General features: G+C 58.6%; 20 protein-coding genes, 5 tRNA genes, 1 rRNA gene and 1 pseudogene. 24 read left to right on the plus strand and 3 right to left on the minus strand.

Annotated features, from left to right (window positions below; genetic code table 11):
* The first annotated feature begins 24 nt into the window (after positions 1-24).
* The 8 genes from rrf to SOR61_RS00840 all read left to right on the plus strand — a co-directional run bounded on the left by rrf (position 25) and on the right by SOR61_RS00840 (position 2,689).
* A 5S ribosomal RNA gene (gene rrf / locus SOR61_RS00805) occupies positions 25-140 on the plus strand.
* A 36-nt stretch (positions 141-176) separates the two neighbouring features.
* Positions 177-252: transfer RNA gene (locus tag SOR61_RS00810), tRNA-Asn, on the plus strand.
* Positions 253-307: 55 nt separating this feature from the next.
* A tRNA-Ile gene (locus SOR61_RS00815) sits at positions 308-384 on the plus strand.
* 3 nt (positions 385-387) lie between these two features.
* Positions 388-463 (plus strand) — tRNA-Trp (locus SOR61_RS00820).
* A gap of 5 nt (positions 464-468) precedes the next feature.
* Positions 469-545 (plus strand) — tRNA-Asp (locus SOR61_RS00825).
* A gap of 5 nt (positions 546-550) precedes the next feature.
* Positions 551-626 (plus strand) — tRNA-Thr (locus SOR61_RS00830).
* Between the two features lie 229 nt (positions 627-855).
* Positions 856-1,248 (plus strand): BlaI/MecI/CopY family transcriptional regulator, encoded by a 393-nt coding sequence (locus tag SOR61_RS00835; RefSeq protein WP_320610806.1) that lies wholly within the window; start codon positions 856-858, stop codon positions 1,246-1,248.
* Positions 1,241-2,689 (plus strand): M56 family metallopeptidase, encoded by a 1,449-nt coding sequence (locus SOR61_RS00840; protein ID WP_320610807.1) that lies wholly within the window; start codon positions 1,241-1,243, stop codon positions 2,687-2,689. Before SOR61_RS00835 ends, SOR61_RS00840 begins: the two co-directional genes overlap by 8 nt.
* 155 nt (positions 2,690-2,844) lie before the next feature.
* Here SOR61_RS00840 and SOR61_RS00845 read toward each other — a convergent pair whose 3' ends face one another.
* Positions 2,845-3,768, minus strand: coding sequence for a DMT family transporter (locus tag SOR61_RS00845; RefSeq protein ID WP_320610808.1), 924 nt, complete (start codon positions 3,766-3,768; stop codon positions 2,845-2,847).
* Positions 3,769-4,010: 242 nt separating this feature from the next.
* Here SOR61_RS00845 and SOR61_RS00850 point away from each other — a divergent pair.
* Together SOR61_RS00850 and SOR61_RS00855 are read left to right on the plus strand one after the other, a co-directional pair.
* Positions 4,011-5,050, plus strand: a pseudogene (locus SOR61_RS00850) (threonine aldolase family protein).
* Between the two features lie 47 nt (positions 5,051-5,097).
* Positions 5,098-5,958 (plus strand): fumarylacetoacetate hydrolase family protein, encoded by an 861-nt coding sequence (locus SOR61_RS00855; RefSeq protein WP_320610809.1) that lies wholly within the window; start codon positions 5,098-5,100, stop codon positions 5,956-5,958.
* A gap of 121 nt (positions 5,959-6,079) precedes the next feature.
* On the opposite strand, the gene gdhA is transcribed toward SOR61_RS00855, so the two are convergent.
* Positions 6,080-7,429, minus strand: coding sequence for an NADP-specific glutamate dehydrogenase (gdhA, locus tag SOR61_RS00860; protein WP_320610810.1), 1,350 nt, complete (start codon positions 7,427-7,429; stop codon positions 6,080-6,082).
* Between the two features lie 322 nt (positions 7,430-7,751).
* Positions 7,752-8,294 (minus strand): ECF transporter S component, encoded by a 543-nt coding sequence (locus SOR61_RS00865; protein WP_320610811.1) that lies wholly within the window; start codon positions 8,292-8,294, stop codon positions 7,752-7,754.
* A 246-nt stretch (positions 8,295-8,540) separates the two neighbouring features.
* On the opposite strand from SOR61_RS00865, the gene SOR61_RS00870 reads away from it, so the two are divergent.
* From SOR61_RS00870 to SOR61_RS00935, 14 genes are all read left to right on the plus strand, one after another.
* The gene (locus SOR61_RS00870; protein ID WP_320610812.1) at positions 8,541-10,013 is read left to right on the plus strand and encodes an aminotransferase class I/II-fold pyridoxal phosphate-dependent enzyme; all 1,473 of its coding nucleotides are present in this window, start codon (positions 8,541-8,543) and stop codon (positions 10,011-10,013) included.
* 136 nt (positions 10,014-10,149) lie between these two features.
* On the plus strand, positions 10,150-10,686 hold the full coding sequence (locus tag SOR61_RS00875; protein ID WP_320610813.1) for a flavodoxin family protein: 537 nt from the start codon (positions 10,150-10,152) through the stop codon (positions 10,684-10,686).
* 106 nt (positions 10,687-10,792) lie between these two features.
* Complete coding sequence (scfA, locus tag SOR61_RS00880) at positions 10,793-10,939, plus strand: six-cysteine ranthipeptide SCIFF (protein WP_320610814.1); 147 nt, start codon at positions 10,793-10,795, stop codon at positions 10,937-10,939.
* Positions 10,940-11,028: 89 nt separating this feature from the next.
* Entirely contained in the window at positions 11,029-12,408 is a 1,380-nt protein-coding gene (scfB, locus tag SOR61_RS00885) for a thioether cross-link-forming SCIFF peptide maturase (protein WP_320610815.1), read from the plus strand.
* Positions 12,409-12,424: 16 nt separating this feature from the next.
* Positions 12,425-12,613 (plus strand): hypothetical protein, encoded by a 189-nt coding sequence (locus SOR61_RS00890; RefSeq protein ID WP_320610816.1) that lies wholly within the window; start codon positions 12,425-12,427, stop codon positions 12,611-12,613.
* A 121-nt stretch (positions 12,614-12,734) separates the two neighbouring features.
* A complete protein-coding gene (locus SOR61_RS00895) occupies positions 12,735-13,406 on the plus strand; it encodes an ElyC/SanA/YdcF family protein (RefSeq protein WP_320610817.1) in 672 nt (223 codons plus the stop codon).
* 193 nt (positions 13,407-13,599) lie between these two features.
* Positions 13,600-14,823, plus strand: a complete 1,224-nt coding sequence (locus SOR61_RS00900) for an adenine-specific methyltransferase EcoRI family protein (protein WP_320610818.1) — start codon at positions 13,600-13,602, stop codon at positions 14,821-14,823.
* A gap of 3 nt (positions 14,824-14,826) precedes the next feature.
* Positions 14,827-15,936 (plus strand): DUF262 domain-containing protein, encoded by a 1,110-nt coding sequence (locus SOR61_RS00905; protein WP_320610819.1) that lies wholly within the window; start codon positions 14,827-14,829, stop codon positions 15,934-15,936.
* Positions 15,937-16,203: 267 nt separating this feature from the next.
* Positions 16,204-17,037, plus strand: a complete 834-nt coding sequence (locus SOR61_RS00910) for a MoxR family ATPase (RefSeq protein WP_320610820.1) — start codon at positions 16,204-16,206, stop codon at positions 17,035-17,037.
* Positions 17,038-17,056: 19 nt separating this feature from the next.
* Positions 17,057-18,253, plus strand: coding sequence for a VWA containing CoxE family protein (locus tag SOR61_RS00915; protein ID WP_320610821.1), 1,197 nt, complete (start codon positions 17,057-17,059; stop codon positions 18,251-18,253).
* A gap of 71 nt (positions 18,254-18,324) precedes the next feature.
* Positions 18,325-19,251, plus strand: a complete 927-nt coding sequence (locus SOR61_RS00920; RefSeq protein WP_320610822.1) for a 4Fe-4S binding protein — start codon at positions 18,325-18,327, stop codon at positions 19,249-19,251.
* Between the two features lie 2,020 nt (positions 19,252-21,271).
* Positions 21,272-22,963, plus strand: coding sequence for a response regulator (locus SOR61_RS00925; protein ID WP_320610839.1), 1,692 nt, complete (start codon positions 21,272-21,274; stop codon positions 22,961-22,963).
* Positions 22,964-23,321: 358 nt separating this feature from the next.
* A complete protein-coding gene (locus SOR61_RS00930) occupies positions 23,322-24,761 on the plus strand; it encodes a sodium-dependent transporter (protein ID WP_320610823.1) in 1,440 nt (479 codons plus the stop codon).
* A gap of 282 nt (positions 24,762-25,043) precedes the next feature.
* On the plus strand, positions 25,044-25,883 hold the full coding sequence (locus tag SOR61_RS00935; protein WP_320610824.1) for a purine-nucleoside phosphorylase: 840 nt from the start codon (positions 25,044-25,046) through the stop codon (positions 25,881-25,883).
* Positions 25,884-25,886: the final 3 nt, after the last annotated feature.

Here is a 25,886-nt window from a genome sequence, read left to right on the forward strand (position 1 = left end):
GGGTGCGGAGCTCTCAAAAGAGCAGTTGGTGTTGATTGCAGTGAGGGTCCACCCGTTCCCATTCCGAACACGGAAGTTAAGCTCACTTGCGCCGAAGATACTTGTTTGGAGACGAACCGGGAAAATAGGTAACGCCAACACTTGGAGAGCTGATTCAGCTCAGCTCTCCACTCTATGCCTCCTTAGCTCAGTCGGTAGAGCACGCGGCTGTTAACCGCGGTGTCGTAGGTTCGAGTCCTACAGGGGGCGCCACTTTATCCATAACTTGGACTCCCAAGTGTTTATATAAGGGTAGAAAACCGGAAATGGGCCTTTAGCTCAGTTGGTTAGAGCAACCGGCTCATAACCGGTCGGGCCACGGTTCGAGTCCGTGAAGGCCCACCACATAGGGGTATAGCTCAGTTGGTAGAGCAGCGGTCTCCAAAACCGCGTGCCGAGGGTTCAAGTCCTTCTGCCCCTGCCAAATATGGCGCGGTAGTTCAGTTGGTTAGAACGCCGGCCTGTCACGCCGGAGGTCGAGGGTTCAAGTCCCTTCCGCGTCGCCATATTTGCTGCTGTAGCTCAGTAGGTAGAGCGCATCCTTGGTAAGGATGAGGTCGGCGGTTCAAATCCGCCCAGCAGCTCCAAAAACCTTGAAAACTTTGGTTTTCAAGGTTTTTTGTTGCAATTTTGAGTTGAGAGTGCCGGGCAGGAAGTTTGCGCTTCCTGCCCGGCTTTTTTGTTCTGCGTGATAATCTTTGATACGATTCTTTCTCTGTGCCAAAGAAACAATCCGAACTGATCTTTGCACTGTTGACATCTGTAAACAGTTGTGATACGATGTGTTTACAAAAGTAGACAGAAAGGAGGAAGGAAATGAAACAGGACAGAATGGGCCTGACCCAAGCAGAGTGGAGTGTGATGGAGTGTCTGTGGGAGGCGGGGCCGCTCACAGGCCGAGAAGTCATCCAGAGGATGGAACAAAGCTGCGGCTGGAGCCGAAGCACTACGCTCACCCTGCTGCGCCGTCTGGAAAATAAGGGCGTGCTGACGAGTGTTCTGGCGGAGAAGGGCCCTAAGGTATTTTCTCCCCTCCTGAGGCGGGAGGATGCTGCCCTGGAGGAGACAAAGAGTTTTCTTGATCGAGTGTACCAGGGAAGTTTGAGCCTGATGGTCAGTTCCCTGACAAAAAAACAGGCGTTGCCTCAAGAGGAGTTAGACGAGCTCTATGCGTTGCTGAAAGGATTGGAGGAGAAGGAGCATGATTGAGTGGGCAATTCCCTCCAGTGTTTTGATCTTGGTGGTGTTGGTGCTGCGGCGCTTGCTGAAGGGAAAGATGAGCCTGCGGCTCCAGTACGCCTTGTGGGCCCTGGTGCTCCTGCGGCTGCTCCTCCCCATAAGTTTTGGCGCGACGTCGGTGAGCGTACTCAATGCGATGGAGCGCACACAGATACAGATGAGCGATCCAGTGCCTGGTTATGTGAGAAGCGACACCCCGCCGGTCTTCGATCCTGTGATTCCTTTGGGAGCGCAGGAGGAACAGAACGTGTCGCAGAGAGTGGCAGAGAACGGGGACCGCCCCATCGACCGGGGGACTGTACTCCTGGGTGTGTGGGCGGTGGGGGCCGTGGGCATGGGCCTTTGGCTTTTGTGGGTGAATGTCCGCTTTGCCCGGAAACTCCGCCGCAGTCGTGTGCCGCTGGCTGTGGGTTGTTCCCGGCCGGTCTATGTGACCGGTGAGATCCAAACCCCGTGCCTCTTTGGGCTGCTTCGCCCCTGCATTTATGTGACGGAGGAGGCGGCTGCTGACGAGATGGTGCTGCGCCACACCCTGGCCCATGAGCTTACCCACTACCGTCACGGGGATCCTGTCTGGGCAGCTCTGCGGGGGCTGTGCCTGGCACTTCACTGGTACAATCCCCTGGTGTGGGTGGCCGCTGCGCTGTCTCAAAGGGATGGAGAGTTGTGCTGTGACGCGGCCACGGTAAAGAAACTGGGGGAGGGGGAGCGGGCTGCCTATGGCCGTACCCTGCTGGCTGTCACCTGTCAGGGCCGCATTGATCCCATGCTCGCTGCCACCAGCATGACAGGTAGCGGGAAGGGCATCAAAGAGCGCATCACCCTGCTGACCAAATATCCCAAAACGGCGGTCTATACCTTGGTAGTGGTGGGGATCGTCGCTGCCATGGCGGTGGGTTGTACCTTCACCGGGGCAGAGAAAGGAGAAGGTCAGATCACCCTGGGGCAGGAAATCCATGTGCCCCAGGCGGTAGCCGATTACGCCCGAGACTATGTACAGGAAGCATGGAACAACTATGAGGAGCAGGAGGGCTACCACATCACCGGCGGGGAGATCGTGGGCATAACCCAGATCGACACCGGTACCGCCGCCGAAAGCAGCGGTGTGAATCTGTATCGGCTGGAGTATCGTCTCTGGGCTTCTGACCCCGATCAGGTGGTGCTGGCAGACGGAATGACGATGGAGGAAGGCGCCATCACCGAGTGGAGCAGCGCTGGACAGCCTTACTTGTTGCTCTGCTGGCAGGATGGGGACAAAGGGAGAGATTGGGAGCCGGTGTGTGTGACCGACACCAACACCATTGCCCAAACGTACGGCACGCCGGAGATGCTGGAGAAATACGGGAACCAGGATACAGCGGCGGCCATGGAGCTGTATCTTCAGTTCCAGGGGGAAAGGAACGATGGATGAGACCGTTTATCTGCCCAGAAATCCCCGGCCTATCCCATAAAAAGAGCCTTGGACCCTTTTAGGGTCCAAGGCTCTTTTGCCGCATGAAAGAGGGGGATGGCAGTTTGTGAGGCTTTCTCCGCCTCTGTGTTTCGAATAAGGGCATCTTGAAAGGGTCAGGGTGTCTTGCTGCGGGTCAGGACGGTGGGCCCCAGGGCGGCGCAGACTACAACCACTGCCCCGATGATTTGCAGAGGGTTCATGGTCTCGTGGAAGGCCAGCAGCCCCACTACGGCCCCTACGATGACCTCCAGGGAGGAGAGGATGCTGCAAGTGGTGGTACTGATCCATACTGTGGCCTTGACCATAGCCGTGTTGGCCACCATGGTGCAGAGGAGGCCCAGGCAGAGGATGTTGACCAGGACCAGAGGGGCGGAGGGACTTTGCAGGCTGATGAAAATGGTGGAGAAATCTGTGAGGAACCCCAGGCCCACGCAGGCGCCCAGGAAGCCGTATACCAGAATGGTGTCCCGGTCGATGGTTTTGGCAAAGTACCGGGGGACCATGATCTGAAGGGCGACGCAGAATCCGTTGACGATCCCGGCCAGGAGGCCGAGGCCGTCCATGGTCCCAGCGGAGGCGGAAAAAACATCTGCAACCAGAGCGGCCCCCAGCACACAGACCAGGACGGTCACAACAGTTTTCTTGCGGACAGGGTCATGAAAGACCAGAACCCCCAGGACCACCACCCAGATGGGGCTCATAAACATAAGGACCGTGGCCACTGCCACAGGGATGCGGGCCACGGCCACGCTGTAGGTGAGAAAGCCCAGGCCATAGGCGGACAGCCCGTAGAGAACAGCAATGACCAGCCCCTTGGGGGTGATGCGCAGGGCAGTGGGTTTGGTGATGGCAGTGAGCAGGAACAGCCCGCTGCCGGCCAACAGACAGCGCAGGAAGGAGATCTCTGCGCTGGTGTACCCGGAGGCGGTCAGGTTCCGGACAAAGATCCCCATGATTCCCCACATGGTGGCGCCGGTGATGGCAAGAAGGCTTCCCTTGACGGCAGAATAGGGGGAAGCGGCGGGGACAGGTTTCATGGGAACACACTCCTTTTCTATCGTTTTCTCATTGTATTCTGGCCCGTTGGAAAAGTCAAGGAAGAGGGAGTTCCCGTGGTTGGGGGGATATTGACCTGGCTGAGGGAAGACCGTATAATGAAAGTATCTCTTCGCCCGGGTGAGCCCCAGGGCGGCCGGAAGGAAGGACGAGGGAGAGGTTTTTTCCGGGTAAGTGGACCAAATCGCGGAAGGCTGCTTACACTGGAATAGGAGGGATTGTTATGATTCGATTGGAATGTGATTACGCTGAGGGCGCCCATCCGAGAATTTTACGGCGCCTCATGGAGACCAACCTGGAGCAGACCCCGGGATACGGGGAGGACCCCTATTGTGAGAAGGCCAGAGCCAGCATCCGGGCGCTGTGCCAGGATGACCATCTGGATGTGCATTTCCTGGTAGGGGGGACCCAGACCAACGCAGTGGTCATCGCTTCGGCCCTGCGGCCCCATCAGGGGGTGATCGCTGCGGAGACGGGCCACATTAACGTCCACGAGACCGGGGCCATCGAAGCTGGCGGCCACAAGGTGCTGGCGGTCCCCAGCCAGGACGGGAAGCTCACCGCCCAGGATATCCAGCATGTGTACGGCGCCCACTGGGCAGACGTGTCCCGGGAGCACATGGTGCAGCCGGGGATGGTCTACATTTCTCAGCCCACGGAGACCGGTATGCTCTACTCCAGCCAGGAGCTGCGGGAGATCCGCAAGACCTGTCTGGACTGCGGCCTGTTCCTCTTTGTAGACGGCGCCCGGCTGGGCTACGGACTCATGAGCGAGAAATGCGACCTGACCCTGCCGGAGCTGGCCCAGCTGTGCGACGTCTTTTACTTAGGGGGCACCAAGCAGGGGCTCCTCTTCGGTGAGGCGGTGGTGATCTCCAACCAGACCCTCTCAAGCGGGACTTCCGGTATATCATGAAGCAGCGGGGTGCCATGCTGGCCAAGGGTCGGCTGCTGGGCCTTCAGTTTGCTGCCATGCTGGAGGATGGCCTCTACTTTGACCTGGCCTCTGCCGCCGACCGGCTGGCCATGGAGATCCGCCGGGCATTTGAGGAGCGGGGCTATCCCATGCTGTACGATTCCTACACCAACCAGCAGTATCCCATTCTGCCCGATCAGGTGCTGAAAGAGCTGGAGAAATCCTATGCCTTCACCTTCTGGAGCAAGGTGGACGCAGCCCATACTGCGGTACGGATCTGCACCAGCTGGGCCACGGAGCCCAAGGCAGTCCGCCAGCTGATCGCCGCCCTGGACCGGGCCAGATAAACCAAAGAACGCGGCCCCCTCCGGGCCGGAGAAAGGAAGCGCGTCTCATGAGACTGTATACCGTTGCCCACCAGGGAAAGGAACTGGTGTGTCTGGAAACTGCGGGGGAGCGTCTGGTCCCCCTGCCCTATGAAACCATGAACCATTTGCTGGGAGACGACCCGGACCACCGGGACAGGGTCCTGCAGGAGGCTGCGGGGCAGCCCGGCAGCCTGGACCTGGCGCAGGTGCAGGTGCTGGCCCCCATTCCGTCCCCCCGGCAGGACCTGATCTGCCTGGGGATGAACTACCAGAAGCACAAGGCGGAGGCGGAGAAGTTCCACGCCCAGGCCTTTACCCGGGAGAAGGAGCGGGCGGTGTATTTCTCCAAGCGGGCCAGCCGCTGCCCCGGCCCTGGGGCGCCCATCCCCGGCCACTTTGACATTGTGGAAGGGCTGGACTACGAGGCCGAGCTGGCGGTGGTTCTGGGCCGGGACGCCAGGAACGTGCCCCTGGAAGAGGCCTTTTCCTATGTGTTTGGGTATACGGTCGTGAATGACGTCTCTGCCCGGAATTTACAGACCGGCCACAAGCAGTTCTATTTCGGGAAGAGCCTGGACGGGTTCACCCCCATGGGCCCCTGCCTTGTGACTGAGGATGAATTTTCCCGTCCCCCTGCCCTGGCCATCCGCACCTGGATCAACGGGGAGCTGCGGCAGGATGGCATGACCGATGAGCTCATCTTCGGCATCGCCTATGTGATCCATGAGCTGTCTCAGGGGATGACCCTGCAGGCAGGGACCATCATCGCCACGGGGACCCCTGCGGGGGTGGGCATGGGCTTCGATCCGCCCAGGTTCCTGAAGCCTGGCGACGTGGTCCGCTGCGAGATCCAAGGCATCGGCGTACTGGAAAACACCGTAGAGTAATAAATTACCCCCGGCAGCCCAAAGGCTGCCGGGGGTAATTTATTACAGCGCATGAAAAACGGGACCAAGCCATTGGCTTGGTCCCGTTTGGGTTCAAAGAAGAATGGTCAGGAATCTTAAATTAGAAGATGCCCTGCTCCATCATAGCCTCAGCGACCTTCTTGAAGCCAGCGATGTTAGCGCCAGCAACCAGGTTGTAGCCCAGGCCATACTCCTCAGCAGCCTCAGCAGAGACTCTGTGGATGTTCTCCATCATCTTCTTCAGCTGGCCGTCAACTTCGTCAACAGTCCAGGACAGACGCTCGGAGTTCTGGGACATTTCCATAGCGGACACGCCAACGCCACCGGCGTTAACAGCCTTGGAGGGAGCGACGATCATGTGCTTCTGCTCCATCAGGAAAGCCAGAGCGTCGTTGGTGGTGGGCATGTTAGCAACTTCGATGTAGTACTTAGCGCCGCACTCAGCGATCTTCTTAGCCTGCTCCATGTTGACGTCGTTCTGCATTGCGGAAGGCATGATGATGTCAGCCTTGACGCCCCAGGGCTTCTGGCCTTCGAAGAACTCAACGCCGAACTTGTCAGCATAGTCCTTGACCTTGTTGCGGCCGGAGGAACGCATCTCGAGCAGGTACTCGACCTTCTCGTCGGTGGACACGCCGTCGGGATCGTAGACATAGCCGTCGGGGCCGGACAGGGTGATGACCTTAGCGCCCAGTTCCTTAGCCTTCTTGCAGATACCCCAGGTAACGTTACCGAAACCAGCAGCAGCGATGGTCTTGCCCTTGATGTCCTCGCCTTCGTGCTTCAGCACTTCGACCAGATAGTAGACAGCGCCGTAGCCGGTAGCTTCGGGACGAGCCAGAGAACCACCGTAGGACAGGCCCTTACCGGTGAGAACGCCGTTCTCGAAGGTGCCCTTCAGGCGGCGATACTGACCATACAGGTAGCCGATCTCACGGCCGCCCACGCCCATGTCGCCAGCGGGAACGTCGATGTCGGGACCGATGTAACGATACAGAGCAGTCATGAAGCTCTGGCAGAAACGCATGATCTCAGCGTCGGACTTGCCGGAGGGATCGAAGTCGGAGCCGCCCTTACCGCCGCCGATGGGCAGGCCGGTCAGGCTGTTCTTGAAGATCTGCTCAAAGCCCAGGAACTTGATGATGCCGGAGTAAACATTGGGCTGGAAGCGCAGGCCGCCCTTGTAGGGGCCGATAGCGCCGTTGAACTGGCAACGATAACCAATGTTGGTGTGAGCCTTACCAGCGTCGTCGGTCCAGACAACACGGAAGGTGAACATACGCTCGGGCTCAACCATACGGCCCAGCAGGTCAACAGCTTCATATTCGGGATGAGCATCCACAACGGGGCTCAGAGAGTTCAGAACCTCTTCAACGGTCTGCACGAACTCGGGCTCGTTGCCGTGCTTCTTCTTAACGGTTTCAATAACGCTTGCGATATAAGCATTCATGATGTTTTGGCTCCTTCTTTGATATTTTATTTTGACCTGCGCCGGGCAGGCGAAAATACAAGAACAAACAAAATACAAGGATACTTGCAGCCAGAAAGAAAAACGTTCCTTTTCTGTTCCGTTTGCATCTGAAAGTATATCACGTCCTCTTTGTGAATGCAACAATTATTTTCAAAAATCCGGCATAAAATTTGCGGCATCGCACAAAAATAGGAGACTTATCCAAGAATGAAAGATACTTTCGATGAGATTGCAAAAGACGCCGAAATTGCATCGGCGCCTTTTGCAAGACTGAAATACACAATGAAGGGGAGGCCTTCTCTTACCGCCGCAAGATGGTGTGGGAAGCGGCGATGCGAAGGGGCTCGATCACGATGAGCGTAATGACGGCGGCCACGCCGATCTGAATCAGATTGCCCGGGATGGAGGTCACCGGTGCGATCCAGTTTCCATAGATGATACCTTCGGCCACGTAATATCCGCCGATCTTAATGGCGCAGGCCAGCACCAGAGCCAGCAGATACAGAGGGAAGGATTTCTTCTTTTCGGTCACAGCACCTACCACAAAGCCCATAAGGCCCACGATCACCAGGGTGAAGGGAGCCCAGAGGGTGAAACTGGAGGTGAGATCAAACAGGGCCATGCCCACGCCGCCGGCAATGGCGCCGGTGCGCTTGCCGAAGAGGATGGCCGCCACAAACAGGGGGACGTTGCCCAGGTGGATGAGGCCGCCGTTGGGGGCGAAGGGGAGACGGATGTTTACCACCGCCGTAAAGACATAGACCAGCACAAGGCAGATGGCGGTGAGGGCCAGGGTTCGCACGCTCTCAGAGGAGCTGCTTCGGGTGACAGTTTTGGACCGCATGGATCACACACTCCTTTGTTCATGGGATAGGGGAATTTGCAGGAATTCTTGTTTCCAGCTCTCAGCCTATCATAGAACTGACCCGTTCAAAAGCGCCAAAACAGAACTTTTTGGCAGGTCAGATCATGCGCCTTCCGGTTCACCCACAGGCCAGATGCCTTCGATTGGTTGTCATCTGGCCTGCTTTCTGGTATCATAAGTCTATAAAAAAACTTACAAAAAACATCCAAGGGGAGGCTGCATCCTATGCCAAAGGAAGATCGCTCACTGTTGGAGCGCCTGTCAGACCATCATCGGGAGGGCTATCTCTCCCTGCACATGCCCGGCCACAAGGAAAACGTGGACCTGGCGCCCTATCTGAACACTCTGTCCGCCGGGCTGGACATCACGGAGCTGCCCGGATTCGACGATCTTCACGATCCCGAGGGGGTCCTGGCGGAGAGTATGCGCCGGGCCGCTGCCCTCTGGGGCAGCCGGAAGAGCTTTTTCCAGGTCAACGGCAGCACCGGCGGCCTGTTGGCGGCCATCCGGGCGGCTACCCGCCGGGGAGATACCATTTTAATGGCCCGGCATTGTCATAAGGCCATTTACCACGCAGTGGAGCTGTGCGGCCTGAACCCGGTGTTCCTGCTGCCCCCGGTGGAGGAGACCTTCGGCCTGTCCGGGTCCATTTCCCCGGAAATGGTGGCCCAGGCCCTGGAGGCCCACCCGGAGACCAAACTGGTGGTGTATCCCAGTCCCACCTATGACGGGGTGGTGAGCGACACCGCCGGGATCTGCGCTGTGGCCCACGAGAAAACCATTCCGGTGCTGGTGGACGAGGCCCACGGAGCCCATCTGGGCTTTTCCTCTGCCTTTCCCCCCAGCGCTGTGGCCCAGGGGGCGGACCTGGTGGTGGCAAGCCTCCACAAAATGCTCCCCAGTCTGACCCAAACCGCCATTCTTCATGCCAGCGGACAGCGGGTCCCCATGCCCGAGGTGGCCCGGCAGACGGGGATCTTCCAGTCCAGCAGCCCTTCTTACCTGCTCATGGCCTCCATGGACGGGTGTGTCCGGCTGTTGGAAGAGCAGAAAGACGCCCTTTTTGCCGCCTGGACCCGTCGGCTGGAGACCTTTGACCGTCTGGCAAAGGACCTGAAGTTCCTCCGCCTGGCGGGACACGGGAAGGAGGCGGGGGCTTCCTATCCGGGGATCTTTGCCCTGGACCCGGCCAAGATCGTGATCTCCACCCGGAACAGCGCCCTCACCGGAGTGGAGCTCAAGGAGAAGCTGGCGGAGCAGTACCATATTGAATTGGAGATGGCCCTGGACCACTATGCCGTGGCCATGACCGGGCTGGGTACCGACGACACCATGCCAGAGACCCTGGCTCGGGCTCTGCTGGAGCTGGACGAGGCCTATGGCCCGGCCCAGGAGGAACCTGCCCCCCTGGAACAGGTCAACCAGCTGCCTCCCCGGCGGATGCCCCTGGAGGAAGCGGCCCGGACCGCAGGGGGACTGACCTTCCTGTACGACGCCATGGGCAAGGTGTGCGGAGAGTATATCTGGGCCTATCCTCCCGGCATCCCCCTCATTACCCCGGGAGAGGAGATCACCACGCCCCTGGTGCAGACCATCGAGAAGCTGTACCGGGCGGGAGTCCACCTCATCGGGACTCGGGGGAAGCCCCCCTTCACCACCGCGGCCCTACAAGATGAAGAAGCCAATCCCACGCCGTAATTGTCTCTCAAAAGGAAAGAGGAGTCCGGGGGCTGATACTGGTCTTTTTCGGCGCTCTGTGGTATGATAGCCTCAGAAAATCGAGAAATGGCCGGACCCAAGGCCCCGGCCTGTCAGGAAAAGGATGTGTTTCACCATGAAAATTGTAGTGCTCAGCGGCAGCCCCCATAAGAAGGGGACCTCTTCGGCTCTGGCTGACGCCTTCATCCAGGGAGCCCAGGAAGCAGGCCATGAGATCTTCCGGTTTGACGCTGCCTTCCAGGATGTCCACCCCTGCATCGCCTGCGAGCGCTGTCATAAAACCGACAAGGGCTGTGCCTTCCAGGACGATATGACCACCCTGAACCCCCATCTGCTGGCGGCAGATGCGGTGGTGTTCGTGTCTCCCATCTATTACTACGACTGGAACGCCCAGCTGAAAACCGTCATCGACCGGTTCTACGCCAACAGCGCCGCCCTGCGGTCCAGCAGCAAAAAGGCGGTTCTGATGCTCACCATGGGGGATGAGACCATGGAGTCCGCCGACGGTGCCATCCTGACCTACAAGGGCATGACCCGGTTCCTGGGCTGGGAAAACGTGGGCATCCTCCCTGCCCGGGGCTGCTCCGACCTGGAGGACCTGGAGGCCAGCGACTATCCCCGCCAGGCCTACGAAATGGGCAAAACAATCTGAGGGGTTTCCCCGGAAGCCCTGGGGGCACCCATTGACATCCCAGGGAAAGTACATTATAATACTTTCGATTAACATCATGAAACGGTAACGAAAGGAGTTGCTTCCTATGAAGAGAATCCAGACTCTGCAGACCCGGGATCTGTCCAAGAGCCTGAAGACCGGCGGCTGCGGCGAATGCCAGACCTCCTGCCAGTCTGCCTGCAAGACCTCCTGCGGCCTTGCCAATCAGCAGTGCGAGAACGAAAATCGCTGATTTTTTGAACGCGAGGAAAGCTGCCGCCTGATCGGACCCGATCAAGCGGCACTTTTTTCTGCCTCATCGGACGGAAGTGAGAATAACCTATGATTCATCAGTACAAACTTAACGGATACAACATCGTGCTGGACGTGTACAGCGGTTCGGTCCACCTGGTGGACCCGGTGGCCTACGACATCATCGGCCTGTACGAGACCACCCCCAAGGAGGAGATCGTGGCCCGGATGCTGGAGACCTACGGCCACATGGACGGGGTGGACGAAGGGGAGATCCGGGACTGTCTGGCAGACATCGAGGAACTGAAGCAGGCGGGGAAGCTCTTCTCTGAGGACCTGTGGAAAGAGGTGGAGCAGGAGGCCTTCCGCCGCTCCAAGCCGGTGCTCAAGGCCCTGTGTCTCCACGTGGCCCACACCTGCAACCTCAACTGCAACTACTGTTTTGCCAGCCAGGGCAACTACCACGGGGACCGTGCCCTCATGTCGTTTGAGGTGGGCAAGCAGGCTCTGGACTTCCTCATCGCCAACTCCGGCACCCGGGTGAACCTGGAAGTGGACTTCTTCGGGGGCGAGCCCCTTATGAACTGGCAGGTGGTGAAGGACCTGGTGGCCTATGCCCGGACCCAGGAGCCCATCCACCACAAGAACTTCCGCTTTACCCTCACCACCAACGGCCTGCTACTGGACGACGAAGTGACCGAGTTCTGCAACAGGGAGATGCACAACGTGGTGCTGAGTCTGGACGGCCGGAAGGAGGTCCACGACCGCCTGCGGAAGAACCTGGCCGGTCTGGGCAGCTATGATATCATCGTGCCCAAGTTCCAGCGCTTTGTGGAGCAGAGAGGGGACCGGGAATACTATATGCGGGGAACCTTCACCCACAACAACGTGGACTTCACCCAGGATATCTTCCACATGGCGGACCTGGGCTTTACCGAGCTGAGCATGGAGTCGGTGGTGAGCGCCCCCGGTGATCCCTGGGCCCTCACGGAAGAGGACCTGCCCAAGCTCTTCGAGCAGTATGAGATCCTGGCCAAGGAGATGATCCGCCGGGAGAAGGAAGGCCGTGGCTTTACCTTCTACCACTATATGATCGACCTGGAGGGGGGCCCCTGCCTCCACAAGCGGATGTCCGGCTGCGGCTCGGGTACGGAGTACCTGGCTGTCACCCCCTGGGGCGAGCTCTTCCCCTGCCACCAGTTTGTGAACGACCCCAACTACTCTATGGGCAACGTCTGGGACGGGGTGAAGAACACCCAGCTGGGGGAGAAGTTCCACCGGTGCAACGTGGTGGCCAACCCCGACTGCCGGGAATGTTGGGCCCGTCTTTACTGCGCCGGCGGCTGCGCAGCCAACGCCTACCACGCCACAGGCGACATCAACGGCACCTATCAGTACGGGTGTGAGCTCTTTAAAAAGCGCATCGAGTGCGCCATCATGATCAAAGCGGCCCTCATGGGTCAGGAATAAAAGGAGAACGACCGCCATGGAAATGAAGAAAGTGATCTATTCCGGCCAGGACACTGAGGAAGTGACCCTGGAGATGGAGAAGGGCGAAGCCAAGATGGCCAAGAAGGGCTGGGAGGCTCGCCGGGTGGACATGCTCAGCTCCTCCACCGTGCAGGTGACCTACGTCCGCGGTCCTGAGGACGACGAGGACGAGGAAGAGGACTGAGACAGAAAGGAAGCGCGCAATGGCCATCGGACTGGTGGTAGGGATCGTGTTCATTGCGGCGGTGCTCTTCCTTCAGCACCGGAACCGCTGACCCCTCCCTGCCGTATTTGAGAGCATAGCAATGAAAGAAAAAACAAAGAAATGGATCTGGCTGAAACGGTGTGTGGTGGCCCTGCTGGCGGTGGTGGTACTGCTGGTTGGGCTGGTCTTTGGCGGCAGCGCCTGGGTGGTGACCTCTACTCAGGACCGGCTGCTGTCCACAGAGGACACCCCGCCGGAGGGGGCAGAGTGCATCCTGGTCCTGGGGTGCAGCGTCCGTCCGGACGGCAGCCCCAGCCTGATGCTGGCCGACCGGCTGCGCCGGGCAGTGGAACTCTACCAGGCAGGCTGGGCCCCGAAACTTCTCATGTCCGGAGACAACGGGCAGGAGGAGTACAACGAGGTGGCAGTGATGAAGGCCTGGGCCATGGAGCACGGGGTCCCCTCCGAGGACATCGTGCTGGACTACGCCGGGTTTTCCACCTATGACAGCGTGTACCGGGCCCGGGACATCTTCGGCGTGTCCCGGATGATCGTGGTCACCCAGGAGTACCACATGTACCGGGCTCTGTACCTGGCCCGGGCGCTGGGTGTGGAGGCCTGGGGCGTGGCCGCTGAGGGGCAGAACTACCCCGGCCAGCAGGCCCGTGACCTGCGGGAGATCCTGGCCCGGGATAAGGACATCCTGTCCGCCCTCCTCCAGCCCCAACCCAAATACCTGGGGAAAAAGGAACCTCTCACCGGAACCCCATAACCAAATCCTGCGCCGCAGACCCCTTTGGGGCCTGCGGCGCTTTTCTATGGGATTGATTTTTTCGCTATTTTGCGATACGCTATTAGACAAATATATGGCAGAGTAGAGTTATCTGTTGAGAGGGAGAGAACGGTCACAGAAAATGTATTGCGCTTGACAACTGTGATAAACGAGAGAAGGAGATGGGGCAGTGATGGCAAATACAGCTTTGGGGGCTGCTAAAACAGCGAAAAATGATGAATTCTATACGCAACTGACCGACATCGAAAAGGAAATGCGGCATTACCGAAAGCATTTTCAAGGCAAGACTGTGCTGTGCAACTGCGATGATCCTTTTGAGAGCAATTTCTTTAAATATTTCGTTTTGAATTTCAATCGTCTAGGGCTGAAAAAGCTGATTGCGACCTGTTACTATTCCTCTCCGATAGCAGGCAGGCAGCTGAAATATAGTTTTGACCCAGATGGGCAGCTGACTTTTGTATTTGAAACGAAAACTGATGAAGAAAACAAAGACCAGCGTCCCTACAAGGCCGTAGTTACACGGGTATATGATGCGACTGGCGACGGCAGCGTGGACATGTTAGATGTAGCAGAACTGTTCCGCTCTGGCGAAAACGAGTTGGTGGAGTTGGAAGATGACGGGGATTTCCGTTCGCCCGAATGTCTGAATTTGTTGGATGAAGCCGACATTGTGGTCACAAATCCCCCGTTTTCGTTATTCCGGGACTATATTTCTGTTTTGATGGAGCATCAGAAGTATTTTATTATCATTGGAAATATGAACGCCATCACATATAAGGAGTTTTTTCCGCTGCTGAAAGATAACAAAGTATGGATTGGTGCAAAATCCTTGAATCAGGATATGTATTTTGATATTCCGGATGAACGCAAACAATGGTTGCTTGCAAATAAGAAAGAAGGCTCTGCTTACAAGATTATCAACGGTGTGGTCATGGGAAGATTGGCATCCGCGTGTTGGTTTACTAATCTCGATATTAAAAAGCGCCATGAAGAAATGATTCTGGTAAAGCGCTACAATCCGGAAGAGTACCCTACTTATGATAACTATGATGCTATCGAGGTATCTAAAACTGCTGATATTCCATGCGATTTTAGTGGAGTGATGGGTGTGCCCATTACTTTTCTGGATAAATACAACCCGGATCAATTTGAAATTGTGGGTATTGCAAAAACATGGTTTGGAGCAGCAAGTAAGGTGTATGGCCAGCAAATACAGGTTGATAAAAATGGGAAACAATCTGTTGTAACAAAATTAAATGATGGACCTGTCCTAAAAGTATCGACTCCGCCAGTAGGAAAAACCTATTATATTGTAGACAACGAGTTTTATGTACAAGGGTATGCCCGCATTCTTATTCGCAACAAACACCCAGAGCCGCCGAAAGAGGTGAAATGATATATGCAGATCGATGAGTTGAAAGTGACTGTCGGTGAAGTCTGTGAGAAATACTTCAATGACGCAGAGGAAGGTGTTGTCGGTTATAACGAGCGCCTTGATATAAGACCGAAGTATCAGCGGGAGTTTGTCTACAAAGATGCCCAGCGGGATGAAGTCATTCGCACCGTCATGAAGGGCTTGCCGCTCAACGTGATGTACTGGTGCAAGGTGAAGAAAGAGGACGGTTCCGACGGATTCGAGGTGCTGGACGGCCAGCAGCGCACCATTTCTCTGTGCGAATACGTGGACGGTTCTTTCTCAGTGGATGACAAGTATTTTTATAATCTGCCGGCTGACAAGAAGCAGCAGATTCTTGACTATCCCCTGTTCGTGTATGTTTGCGACGGTACAGACAGCGAAAAGCTGGAGTGGTTCCGCATTATCAACATTGCAGGCGAAGAATTGACCGATCAAGAACTGCGGAACGCTGTCTATGCCGGTAGCTGGACTGCTGACGCAAAGCGGTATTTTTCCAAAAGTGGCTGTGCAGCAGGGGTTTTGGCTGGCGATTATCTGAAAGGTTCCAGTATCCGGCAGGAATATCTGGAAACAGCTATTTCCTGGGCAGCCAGTGCCGAAGGGAAAACCATTGAAGCGTACATGGCAGAGCATCAGCATGACCGTAGTGCAGTGCAGCTGTGGAATTATTTCCGGTCCGTCATCGACTGGGTGCAGGTTGTATTCCCCAAAGTTAGAAAAAAAGAAATGAATGGTCTGCCGTGGGGCCTTTTCTACAATCAGCACGGCAAGCGGACAGACCTTGACCCCAAAAAGCTGGAAATGGAAATTCAGCGACTCATGGGGGATGAAGATGTAAGTAAAAAATCTGGTATTTATGAGTATTTGCTGACAGGCGAAGAGAAAAAGCTGTCAATCCGTGCCTTTGACCGGCGGGATGCCTTGGCTGCCTACGAGAAGCAAGGACATAAGTGTGCTATCTGTGGTGAAGAATTTGAGTTTGAACGGATGCACGCCGACCATATCACGCCGTGGAGCAAAGGCGGCAAGACGATTCCCGATAACTGTCAGATGCTCTGCCGAGACTGCAATTTGAGGAAAGGCTCCCAATGAGCCGTTGATAGGGGCTTATGCCGGAACCCCATAACCAAATCCTGCGCCGCAGACCCCTTTGGGGCCTGCGGCGCTTTTCTCTGCCGGGCTTTTCCTCAATTCACAAAAAAAGGGGAGGGGATTTCCTGAGAATTGGCGTGGAGAATAGGGAAAAGGCCATGACTTCCCCGGGGGTTTATGGTACAATGAAAGAGATTGTAAACAGCAAACAACGAGGGCTCCCTCGTCGTCATACCACATTTTACCAAGGGAAAGGAACACACTGCTATGAAAGAATTCAAGGGAAGCAGCAATTACGTGGTCTCTGAGGACCTGCTGCGCATCGTCAACATCTCCATCGCCCTGCAGAAGCCTCTGCTCATCAAGGGCGAGCCCGGCACCGGCAAGACCATGCTGGCCGACGCCATCGCCGAGGCCCTGGGCAAGAAGCTCATCATCTGGAACATCAAGTCCACCACCAAGGCTCAGGACGGTCTGTACGTGTACGATACCGTCCAGCGTCTGTACGACAGCCAGTTCGGCGGCGAAGGCGTGGACGACATCAAGAAGTATATCAAGCTGGGCAAGCTGGGCGAGGCCTTCAACTCCGACGAGCAGGTGGTCCTGCTCATCGACGAGATCGAAAAGGCCGACCTGGAGTTCCCCAACGACCTGCTGTGGGAGCTGGACAAGATGGAGTTCTACATCCCCGAGACCAAGCAGACCATCTCTGCCAAGCAGCGCCCCATCGTCATCATCACCTCCAACGCGGAGAAGGAGCTGCCCGACGCTTTCCTGCGCCGCTGCATCTTCCACTATATCGCCTTCCCCAACCAGGACATGATGACCGACATTGTCCACGCCCACTTTGACAACATCGAGGACCACCTGCTGGATATGGCCATGCGTGCCTTCTATCAGGTGCGCGATCTGCCCACCGTGGCCAAGAAGCCTTCTACCTCTGAGCTGCTGGACTGGCTCCAGGCCCTGCGCCTGGGCGGCGTGGACCCGGACAAGATCGAGAAGGAACTGCCCTACGCCGGCATCCTGCTGAAGAAGACCGAAGACCTCACCGCCGTGAAGAACGCCAAGAACCGGGTGAAGAACGGCTACCGCTGGTAAGAGCCAAGGAGGGGACACCGTGTTTACCGATTTATTCTACCTCATGCGTGCCCGGGGGCTGAAGGTGTCCATGAACGAGTGGCTTTCCCTGATGGATGCCCTGGAAAAGGGCCTGTGCCGGAACAGCCTGCTGGAATTCTACTATGTCAGCCGGGCCATTCTGGTGAAGACCGAGGCGGACTTTGACAAGTTCGACGAGATCTTCCTGGAGTATTTCGACCGCATCCAGCACATCGAGGACATCCCCAACGAACTCATGGACTGGCTCCACGACCCCAAGAACATGAAGAAGTACGACAAGGACGAAGTGGACGCCCGAACCACCTACGACCTGGAGAAGCTCCGCCAGATGCTGGAGGAGCGGCTGCAGGAGCAGCACGAGCGCCACGACGGCGGCCAGTACTGGGTGGGCACCGGCGGCACCTCCACCATGGGCCACTCCGGCTACGCCGCCACCGGCATCCGGGTGGGAGGCAAGGGCCAGCACCGCCACGCCCTGCAAGTGGCTGGCGAGCGGGACTTCCGGGACTTCCGGGAGGACAATGTGCTGGACCAGCGGTCCTTCCAGCTGGCCTTCCGCCGCCTGCGGCAGATGACCACCCGGCAGGACGGCCCCATGGACGTGCTCAACCTGGACCGGACCATCGACGAGACCTGCAACAACGCCGGATACCTCCAGCTGGAGTTTGACCGACCCAGAACCAACGACATCAAGGTCATGGTCCTCTTTGACTCCGGTGGTTCCATGACCCCCTACGCCCGCCTGTGCAGCCAGCTCTTCCAGGCGGTGAACCGGGCCAACAACTTTAAGGACCTGAAGATCTATTACTTCCACAACTGCTTCTACTCCGAGCTGTATACCGACCCCCGCTGCATTTACGGCGAGTCGGTGCAGACCCAGTGGGTGATCAACAACCTCAGCCGGGAGTACAAAGTCATTGTGGTAGGCGACGCTTCCATGGCGCCCTCGGAGCTGACCTGGATCGGCGGCAGCAGCTTCTATAACCGCTACAACGCTGAGACCGGCCTCACCTGGCTCAACCGCTTCCACAGCCGGTTTGAGAAAATGGTGTGGTTCAATCCCATCCCCGAGGCCATGTGGGAGTATGATTACGGCTATCAAACCATCGAGATGATCCGCAACGTGGTGGATATGTATCAGCTGACCGTGGAGGGCCTGGGCCGGGGCCTGAAAAAGTTGGTGTCGGCCAGATAAGAACTTCCAAACGGCTTGTCGGTATTCCCGACAAGCCGTTTTTTCCCAAGAACATCCAGGAGGAATCTGTCATGAACGTATATGAACTCTGTTTCAGTCCCACCGGCGGCACCCGCAAGGTGTCCCGCTGCCTGGCAAACGCCCTGAGCCCCGACCCGGTGTTCGTGGACCTCACGGACCGGAAGGAGGACTTCTCCCTTCGGACCTTCTCCCCGGAGGACCTGTGCATTGCGGCGGTCCCCTCTTACGGCGGGCGGGTCCCCGCCCCGGCGGCAGACCGGCTGCTGGCCATGAAAGGCCAGGGCGCCCGGGTGGTGCTCCTGGCGGTGTACGGCAACCGGGACTACGACGACACCCTTCTGGAACTGGATGAAGTGACCCGGGAGGCAGGCTTTGTCCCGGTGGCCGGGGTGGCGGCGGTGGCGGAGCACTCCATTGTGCGGGCCTTCGGCCAGGGCCGTCCGGACGAGGCCGACCGGGAAGCGCTGGCGTCCTTTGCCGAGACCATTCTGGCCCGCCTGGACCAGGACGATCTGACCCTCTCTCTGCCGGGCAAGCGGCCCTATGTGGACTACCACGGGGTCCCCATGAAGCCGGCCGCCGGTGAGGCCTGCACCGGCTGCGGGGCCTGCGCCAAGAACTGTCCCGTGGGGGCCATTCCCGAGGAAACTCCGGCGGAAACCGATCAGGCAGTCTGCATTTCCTGTATGCGCTGCGTGGCGCGCTGTCCCAAGAAGGCCCGGACCATTGGGGAGGCCGCCCTGGCCGGCGCTGCCCAGATGCTCCAGAAGGTGTGCAGCGGACGGAAACCCAACCAGCTGTTTTTGATCCCGGCCCCCGCCGGGGAGAAGAGAGAAAAAGGGGGAGTGCCCTGTGAAGCGGCAGAAAAAGAAGACCCACCGGAAAGCGGTGGGATACATTCGGACCCTGGCCATTCTGGTGGCCTGTTTTGTGGCGACTACGGTCATCCTGCGGCTGGAGCTGGAAAAGCGGGATGAGCAGGCCGCCCTGGATAACCTGCCGGTCTTTGCCCGGCAGAGCAGCGCCAGCGTGGAGACGGCGGCCCGGGAGCTGGCGGGGCGACTGGAGACCGCCAGCCGCCTCATTGGAGCGGGGAGCGACCCCAGCAGCCAAAAGACCATCGCCATTTTACAGGCGTTGGAGGAGTCGGACCCCTTTGTGGAAGCGGGAATTCGGATGAAGGACGGCTCGGCCATCTTACAGGATGGGACCGTCCGCCATGATATGCAGTGGACAGAGATCAGCGACTGCAACCTGGACACAGGGATGTTCCGGATCGGACGGGTCCAGGAAGTGGAGGTGGACGGAGTGCGCCTCTGGGCGGTGCGGCTGTTTGTCACCGACACCCTGTCCGGGGTGGAAACCTTCGGGACCGTGGAGCTGAGCAAGCTCTTTGACTACTCCTACTTCCGGGGCCTGGGAGAGCAGGACCGGCACATTGTGGTCTTTGAGCAGGAGAGCGGTGCGGTGCTGCTGGATACCCTGTACCAGGAGGACCTGATCGGCCAGAGATTCTATGACTGGAACCTGCTGGACCAGGTGCAGAAGGAGCAGCTGGAAAAGCCGGCCAACGGCCTCTGGGATGGGACCGTGACCCACCAGATGGCGGACGGGCAGAAGATCTACCTCTATGCCCAGAGTACCGGCATCCCCGGGTGGAGCCTGTGCGCAGCCCTGCTGGAGGATGACATCGACAGCGCAGTGGGGATCGGGATCCCCTCTGTGCTGGCCTATGTGCTTCTGGTGCTGCTGTATGTGGTGGCCACCGTGGCGGTGCTGCTGTACCAGGCCATGCGGGAGAAGGCTGGCAGGGCCCAGCTGGCCCAGGAGGTGGCCCGGAACAACACCCTGATGAACGCAGCTTTGCCCAGCTCGGATGTGCAGCTGTTTGAGCTGCTCCCGGACGGAATGATCCGCCTGATCTCCCCGGAGAAGGGGCAGGGCCAGCTGCTGAAGACCACCCTGGAGACCCCCCGGCAGCTGCTGGCCTTCCTGAACTGTTCCGGGCAGTGGGAGGGGGCTTTTCTGGCCGCCCTGGAGCAGGCAGCCCATGGGCAGGACAGCGAGGTCACCTTCCAGACCGTGGATGACCAGGAGACCTGGATCCAGCTGAAGTTGGAACCCCTGTCCGACAACGAGGGGACCACGGCGGTGGGCACCATCCGGGATATTACCGAGGACGTGAAGCAGAAGCGCCAGAGAGAAGCGGCCTCGAAACTGCTGAACCGGATGATGCTGGGCACGGTGGCAGGCATTGAGATCTCTCTGGAGGAGGACACCTGGCGGATGCTGTGGGGCTGGGACACCTACGCAGATCTGCTCCGGGAGGCGGGGGAGAACCAGCCGTACAGCGCCTTTGTCAAGGAGCAGATCGCCCCCACCATCCATCCCAAGGACCGGGAGAACTACTGCTACTCCATGGACCGCCGGGCCCTGCTGAGCCTCTTCTTCAGCGGTACCACACGGGTGGTGCAGGAGTACCGGGTGAAAACCGACGAGGCCCCGGGGTATGAGTGGCACTCGGCAGAGCTCTACTTCTTCCGGGACCCGGAGAGCCGGCAGGCCAAGTGCAACTTCTTCATCCGTCAGGTGACCGAGGAGAAGATGCGGGAGCTGGAAGAGCGCCGTGAGCTGGAGGAAAAGCAGCAGGAGCTCTTCCTCCGGGCCAAGAAACTGGTGGAGTCCGAGGACGAGCTGGACTTTGTCCACGTGATCGCCGACTACTACCAGGGCATCTATGTGGTGAACCTCAACGACGACCTGGCCCGCAGCATCAAGGTCCCCCGATACTTTGCAGAGCTGCTGGCCAGCGAACACAATCACCTCAGCGCCACCCTGCAGCGGTACGGGGCAGAGCTCATGCAGGAGGAGTACCTGCCGGCCATGGATGAACTGCTGGACTATGACCGCCTGCGGGAGAAGCTGGACACCGAGCGGCAGATGGAGGTCACCTACCAAAAGCGCAACGGGACCTGGATCTGTGTCCGGGTGCTGCCCATGCCCGGGTATTCCCCCCAGAAGCCGGACACCCTCTGGGTCTTTGAGGACGAGACCGCCACGGTGAACCTCCGCCACGAGGAGGAGAAGGCCCGGGTCACCGCCCAGGCGGCGGAGGCGGCCAGCCGGGCCAAGAGCCAGTTCCTGGCCAACATGAGCCACGACATCCGCACCCCCCTCAACGCCATTCTGGGCATGTCGGAGCTGGGCCTGCGGGAGGATTCTGCGGAGAAGAAGGACAACTGCTTCCGGGACATCCGGGGCAGCGGCCGCATCCTGCTGGAGAACATCAACAGCATCCTGGACCTGTCCAAGATCGAGGAAGGAAAGATGGAACTGGCCCCCGAGAACTACAACATCCTCAGCACCCTCCACGACACCATTACGGTGCTGCGGATGCGGGCCCAGGAGAAGAAGCTGGAGTTCCAGGCGCAGGTGGACGAGACCATCCCCACCACCCTCTACGGAGACGATGTGAACATCAGCCATATCATCATGAACCTGGGCAGCAACGCAGTGAAGTACACCCAGGAGGGGACCATCACCATGACCGTCACCTGGGAACCCCAGCCGGAGGACGGCATTTTGGTGATCCATATGGAGGATACGGGCATCGGCATCCGCAAGGAGGACCTGCCCTACATCTTCCAGAGCTACGGCCGGCTGGACAGCAAGGAAAACCGCCACATCGAGGGAACCGGCCTGGGCCTGCCCATCTGTCAGAAGCTCACAGAGCTCATGGATGGCCAGCTGGGCGTTGAGAGCGTCTATGGGGTGGGTAGCGACTTCTGGGTGCGTCTGCCCCAGAAGGTGGTGAACCCCCTGCCCTGCGGTCCCTATCAGGAGGGCGTCCGCCACGAAAACGACCAGAACTACAACAGCTTCATCGCCCCCGAGGCGGCGGTGCTGGTGGTGGACGACCAGCCCTTGAACCTGAAGGTGTGTCAGGGCCTGCTCCAGCCCTACGGCATGGAGGTGTACACCGCCCGCTCCGGCCGGGAGGCCCTGCGGCAGATGACCCAGGTCTGGCCGGACCTGGTGTTCATGGACCATATGATGCCCGACATGGACGGGGTGGAGGCCACCCGGGCCATTCGGGAGATGGGGAAGAAGGACCCCTACTTTGCGGTGGTGCACATCATCGCCCTCACGGCCAACGCCATGAAGGGGGTGCGGGAGTTCTTCCTGGAAAACGGATTCAACGACTTTGTCTCCAAGCCCATTGAGCTGGACCGGCTGGACGATGTGCTGCGGGTGTGGCTCCCGGAGGACAAGCAGAAGGCCCCCACTCTGCCGGAGAAAGCCCAGGAGGACGAGGTGCTGACCCAGGCCATCGCCCACCTGCCCGGGGTGGACACCGCCCAGGGTATGGCCTACTGCGGCACGGCGGCCATTTACCAGAGCACCCTGACCCTCTTCTTCCAGCAGCTGCCCGAGCGGATCACCCAGCTGGAGGCCACCTGGAAGAGCGAAGATTGGGAGACCTTCAGCCGGGAGGCTCACAGCCTGAAGAGCGCCTCCCGCTGGATCGGCGCCATGGAGCTGGGCCGCCAGGCCGAGCAGATGGAGATGGCCGGACGGGCAGGGGACAAGGCCCAGATCGACCAGGGAGTCCCCCTGCTGCTGCTGCTCTGCCGCCAGCTGGAGGAGGCCATGGGCTATCTGGAGACGGATCTGCCGCCGGAGGCCTGAGGAACTGCCCTGACAGAGGAAAAAATTTTGGAAAAGGACGGGCCCGGCAGGGTGTTGATTTGGTAGATCGTCACCTTTTTAGATAGAAATAAACAAATTGTTTCAAATGTATGGCCCGTCCTTTTCTCTTGTGCGGCAAGGGATTTCAGAAGCCCGCCCCCGATTTTTTGGGAAAAAAGTTGACAGAAACTGTAGAAAAAAACATTATCTTGCAATCTTTGTTGGTTTAGTGTAAAGTGGTAGCAAGCGAACGGTGCCGCCTCCCTGTCTCAGAGGGAGGCGGGCCCTCTTGTTTCCGCGGCGCTGCCTCCCGCTTCCCGGGGAGGCGGCAGATTCGAACAAAGGAGAGAGAAAACCTATGGAAATGTCGAAACGAGGGCAGTGGGGCAGCAACTTTGGCTTCCTCATGGCCTCCATCGGTTCCGCCATCGGTCTGGGCAACCTCTGGGCGTTCCCCTATAAAATGGGTAAGACCGGCGGCTTTGCCTTTCTGATCGTTTACCTGATCCTGGTGGTTCTGGTGGGCTCTGTGCTGATGCTGGGCGAGTTCGCCCTGGGCCGGAAGACCGGCAAAGGTGTGGGCGCATATGCGGCCCTGTCCAGGAAGTATTCCTTCGTGGGCTATATGGCGGTCATATCCCCCTTCCTGATCCTCAGCTTCTACTCCGTGCTGGGCGGCATGGTCCTGCGCTACTGCCTGGGCTTTTTGGTCCAGCTCTTCGGCGTGGACGGCTTCTCCGGTCAGGGCAGCGACTTCTTTTCCTGGCTGCTCTATGACGGCAGCAGCATGATCCTGTTCTTTGCCATCTTTATGGTCTGCACCATGGTGGTGGTCATGGGCGGCATCAAGGGCGGTATCGAGAAGTTCAGCAAGACCGTGATGCCTGCGCTGGGTGTGATCCTGGTGATCATCATCGTCTTTGTGGCTCTGCAGCCCGGCGCCATCGAGGGCTACAAGTTCATGTTTGTGCCCGATATGAGCCTCTTTTCCACCCCTGAGAGCTTCTTTAACGTGCTGAAAACCGCCTCCGGGCAGGTGTTCTTCTCCCTGTCTCTGGCCATGGGTATCAACATTACCTTTGGTTCCTATCTGGACAAGCAGAAGAGCCTGCAGAGAAACGCTACCATCGTGCCCCTGTCCGACACCCTCTTTGCGCTGCTGGCCGGTATGATGATCCTGCCCGCCTGCGCAGCCTTTGACGTGGACTACGCCCAGGGCCCTGGCCTGCTCTTTGCCTCCATGCAGAAGGTCTTCCTGGACGGTATGGGCGGCTTTACCGGCAACCTCATGGGCTTCCTGTTCTACTTCCTGGTGTTCATCGCCGCCATCACCTCCTCCATTGCGCTGCTGGAGGTGTGCACCGCCAGCGTGGTGGACCGGCAGCTGGATAAGGGCAAAGAGCCCAACCGGAAGAAGATCGCCCTGGTCTTTGCCGTCCTCATCTTCCTCATCGGCATCCCCGTGGCCCTGGACGCACTGGGCAGCGGCGACGCTGTGGTGAAGGCGCCCTATGAGCTGCTGGGCATCGCCAAGGACAGCGCAGGCTTCGCCATGTGGAACGACTGCTGGCTGGACTTCTACGACATGATCTCCGAGGGCATCCTCATGCCCCTGGGCGCTCTGTGCATGAGCATCATCCTGGGCTGGCTCCTGCCCAACCTGGTGAAGGACGAGTGCGAGGAGAGCGGCCATACCTTCAAGGGTGCAGGCTTCCTGAAGGTCTGCTTCCGCTTCATCATCCCCGTGGTGATGGTCATCGTGCTCTACACACAGATCACGTCCTTCTTTAACTTGTGAACCGCAAATACCCTGTTTGAAAAAGAAAAGGATCGCCGCAGAACCATGGTTCTGCGGCGATCCTTTTTGGGCTTCCAGCATCAGGAATCCCTGTCATCCAATGGATGACCACCCGGGGAAGGGGAGGGGGAAAACGGAAAAAGTCCTGATTTTCAAGGGATTTTCATTGCTTTTTCTATGGCATGGGTGTAATATAGTCCAATATGACCATAAAGGAAGACTATCTGCCCCGGCCGGTTGGCCGGGAGGATCGGGGCGCTGCCCCGAGATGGAGGTTATCACATGAACTATACCTACGCACAGTATGAAGAGAGCGCAGCGTATCTGCGGGGCAAACTGAACGGCTTCCGGCCCAGAGTTGCCATGGTCCTGGGTTCCGGCCTGGGCTACCTGGGCGACCAGGTGGAAAACCCGGTGATCGTCCCCTATGGTGAGATCCCTCACTTTAAACACTCCACCGCGCCGGGCCACAAGGGCCAGCTGGTGTTCGGCACCCTGGCCGGCCAGCCTGTGGCGGTGATGCAGGGCCGGATGCACCACTACGAGGGCTACTCCTATGAGGAAGTGAGCTACGGGGTGCGGGTGCTGCGCCTGCTGGGCTGCGACACCCTCTTTGTCACCAACGCCGCCGGCGGGGTCAACTTTACTTTCCACGCCGGAGACCTGATGCTCATCACTGACCAGATCAAGATCTTTATGGAGTCTCCCCTTCGGGGCGAGAACCTCCCGGAGTTTGGCGTGCGCTTCCCCGACGCCAGCTATCTCTACACCCCTGCTCTCCGGGAGCTGGCCCGTCGGCAGGCCCGCCGCCTGGACATGGACCTGAAGGAAGGCGTGTATATGTACTTCCCCGGTCCTCAGTATGAGACCCCTGCGGAGATCCGCATGGCTCGTGTCCTGGGGGCAGACGCTGTGGGCATGTCCACCGCTCCGGAAGTCATCGTGGCAGGCCACTGCGGCATGCAGGTGCTGGGCTTTACGCTGGTGGCCAACATGGCTGCCGGGATGCTGCCCCAGCCCCTGAGCGAGCAGGAAGTGCTGGACGCTGCGGAAGCGGCCCGGGAGAAGTTCTCTGCTCTGGTGCTGGCCTGCCTGGAGCACCTGCCCGCAGAGGAGGCGTAAGCC

The sequence above is a fragment of the Evtepia sp. genome (assembly GCF_034090835.1).
Classification (GTDB): domain Bacteria; phylum Bacillota; class Clostridia; order Oscillospirales; family Oscillospiraceae; genus Evtepia.

What these genes read in the sequence shown, in the direction of transcription:
- SOR61_RS00905 (WP_320610819.1), top strand. Translation starts at nt 14,827, where the DNA reads ATGCAGATCGATGAGTTGAAAGTGACTGTCGGTGAAGTCTGTGAGAAA.
- SOR61_RS00925 (WP_320610839.1), top strand. Translation starts at nt 21,272, where the DNA reads ATGCCCGGGTATTCCCCCCAGAAGCCGGACACCCTCTGGGTCTTTGAG.
- SOR61_RS00920 (WP_320610822.1), top strand. Translation starts at nt 18,325, where the DNA reads ATGAACGTATATGAACTCTGTTTCAGTCCCACCGGCGGCACCCGCAAG.
- SOR61_RS00935 (WP_320610824.1), top strand. Translation starts at nt 25,044, where the DNA reads ATGAACTATACCTACGCACAGTATGAAGAGAGCGCAGCGTATCTGCGG.
- scfA (WP_320610814.1), top strand. Translation starts at nt 10,793, where the DNA reads ATGAAGAGAATCCAGACTCTGCAGACCCGGGATCTGTCCAAGAGCCTG.
- scfB (WP_320610815.1), top strand. Translation starts at nt 11,029, where the DNA reads ATGATTCATCAGTACAAACTTAACGGATACAACATCGTGCTGGACGTG.
- SOR61_RS00870 (WP_320610812.1), top strand. Translation starts at nt 8,541, where the DNA reads ATGCCAAAGGAAGATCGCTCACTGTTGGAGCGCCTGTCAGACCATCAT.
- SOR61_RS00875 (WP_320610813.1), top strand. Translation starts at nt 10,150, where the DNA reads ATGAAAATTGTAGTGCTCAGCGGCAGCCCCCATAAGAAGGGGACCTCT.
- SOR61_RS00855 (WP_320610809.1), top strand. Translation starts at nt 5,098, where the DNA reads ATGAGACTGTATACCGTTGCCCACCAGGGAAAGGAACTGGTGTGTCTG.
- SOR61_RS00890 (WP_320610816.1), top strand. Translation starts at nt 12,425, where the DNA reads ATGGAAATGAAGAAAGTGATCTATTCCGGCCAGGACACTGAGGAAGTG.
- SOR61_RS00900 (WP_320610818.1), top strand. Translation starts at nt 13,600, where the DNA reads ATGGCAAATACAGCTTTGGGGGCTGCTAAAACAGCGAAAAATGATGAA.
- SOR61_RS00845 (WP_320610808.1), bottom strand. Translation starts at nt 3,768, where the DNA reads ATGAAACCTGTCCCCGCCGCTTCCCCCTATTCTGCCGTCAAGGGAAGC.
- SOR61_RS00895 (WP_320610817.1), top strand. Translation starts at nt 12,735, where the DNA reads ATGAAAGAAAAAACAAAGAAATGGATCTGGCTGAAACGGTGTGTGGTG.
- gdhA (WP_320610810.1), bottom strand. Translation starts at nt 7,429, where the DNA reads ATGAATGCTTATATCGCAAGCGTTATTGAAACCGTTAAGAAGAAGCAC.
- SOR61_RS00910 (WP_320610820.1), top strand. Translation starts at nt 16,204, where the DNA reads ATGAAAGAATTCAAGGGAAGCAGCAATTACGTGGTCTCTGAGGACCTG.
- SOR61_RS00930 (WP_320610823.1), top strand. Translation starts at nt 23,322, where the DNA reads ATGGAAATGTCGAAACGAGGGCAGTGGGGCAGCAACTTTGGCTTCCTC.
- SOR61_RS00865 (WP_320610811.1), bottom strand. Translation starts at nt 8,294, where the DNA reads ATGCGGTCCAAAACTGTCACCCGAAGCAGCTCCTCTGAGAGCGTGCGA.
- SOR61_RS00835 (WP_320610806.1), top strand. Translation starts at nt 856, where the DNA reads ATGAAACAGGACAGAATGGGCCTGACCCAAGCAGAGTGGAGTGTGATG.
- SOR61_RS00840 (WP_320610807.1), top strand. Translation starts at nt 1,241, where the DNA reads ATGATTGAGTGGGCAATTCCCTCCAGTGTTTTGATCTTGGTGGTGTTG.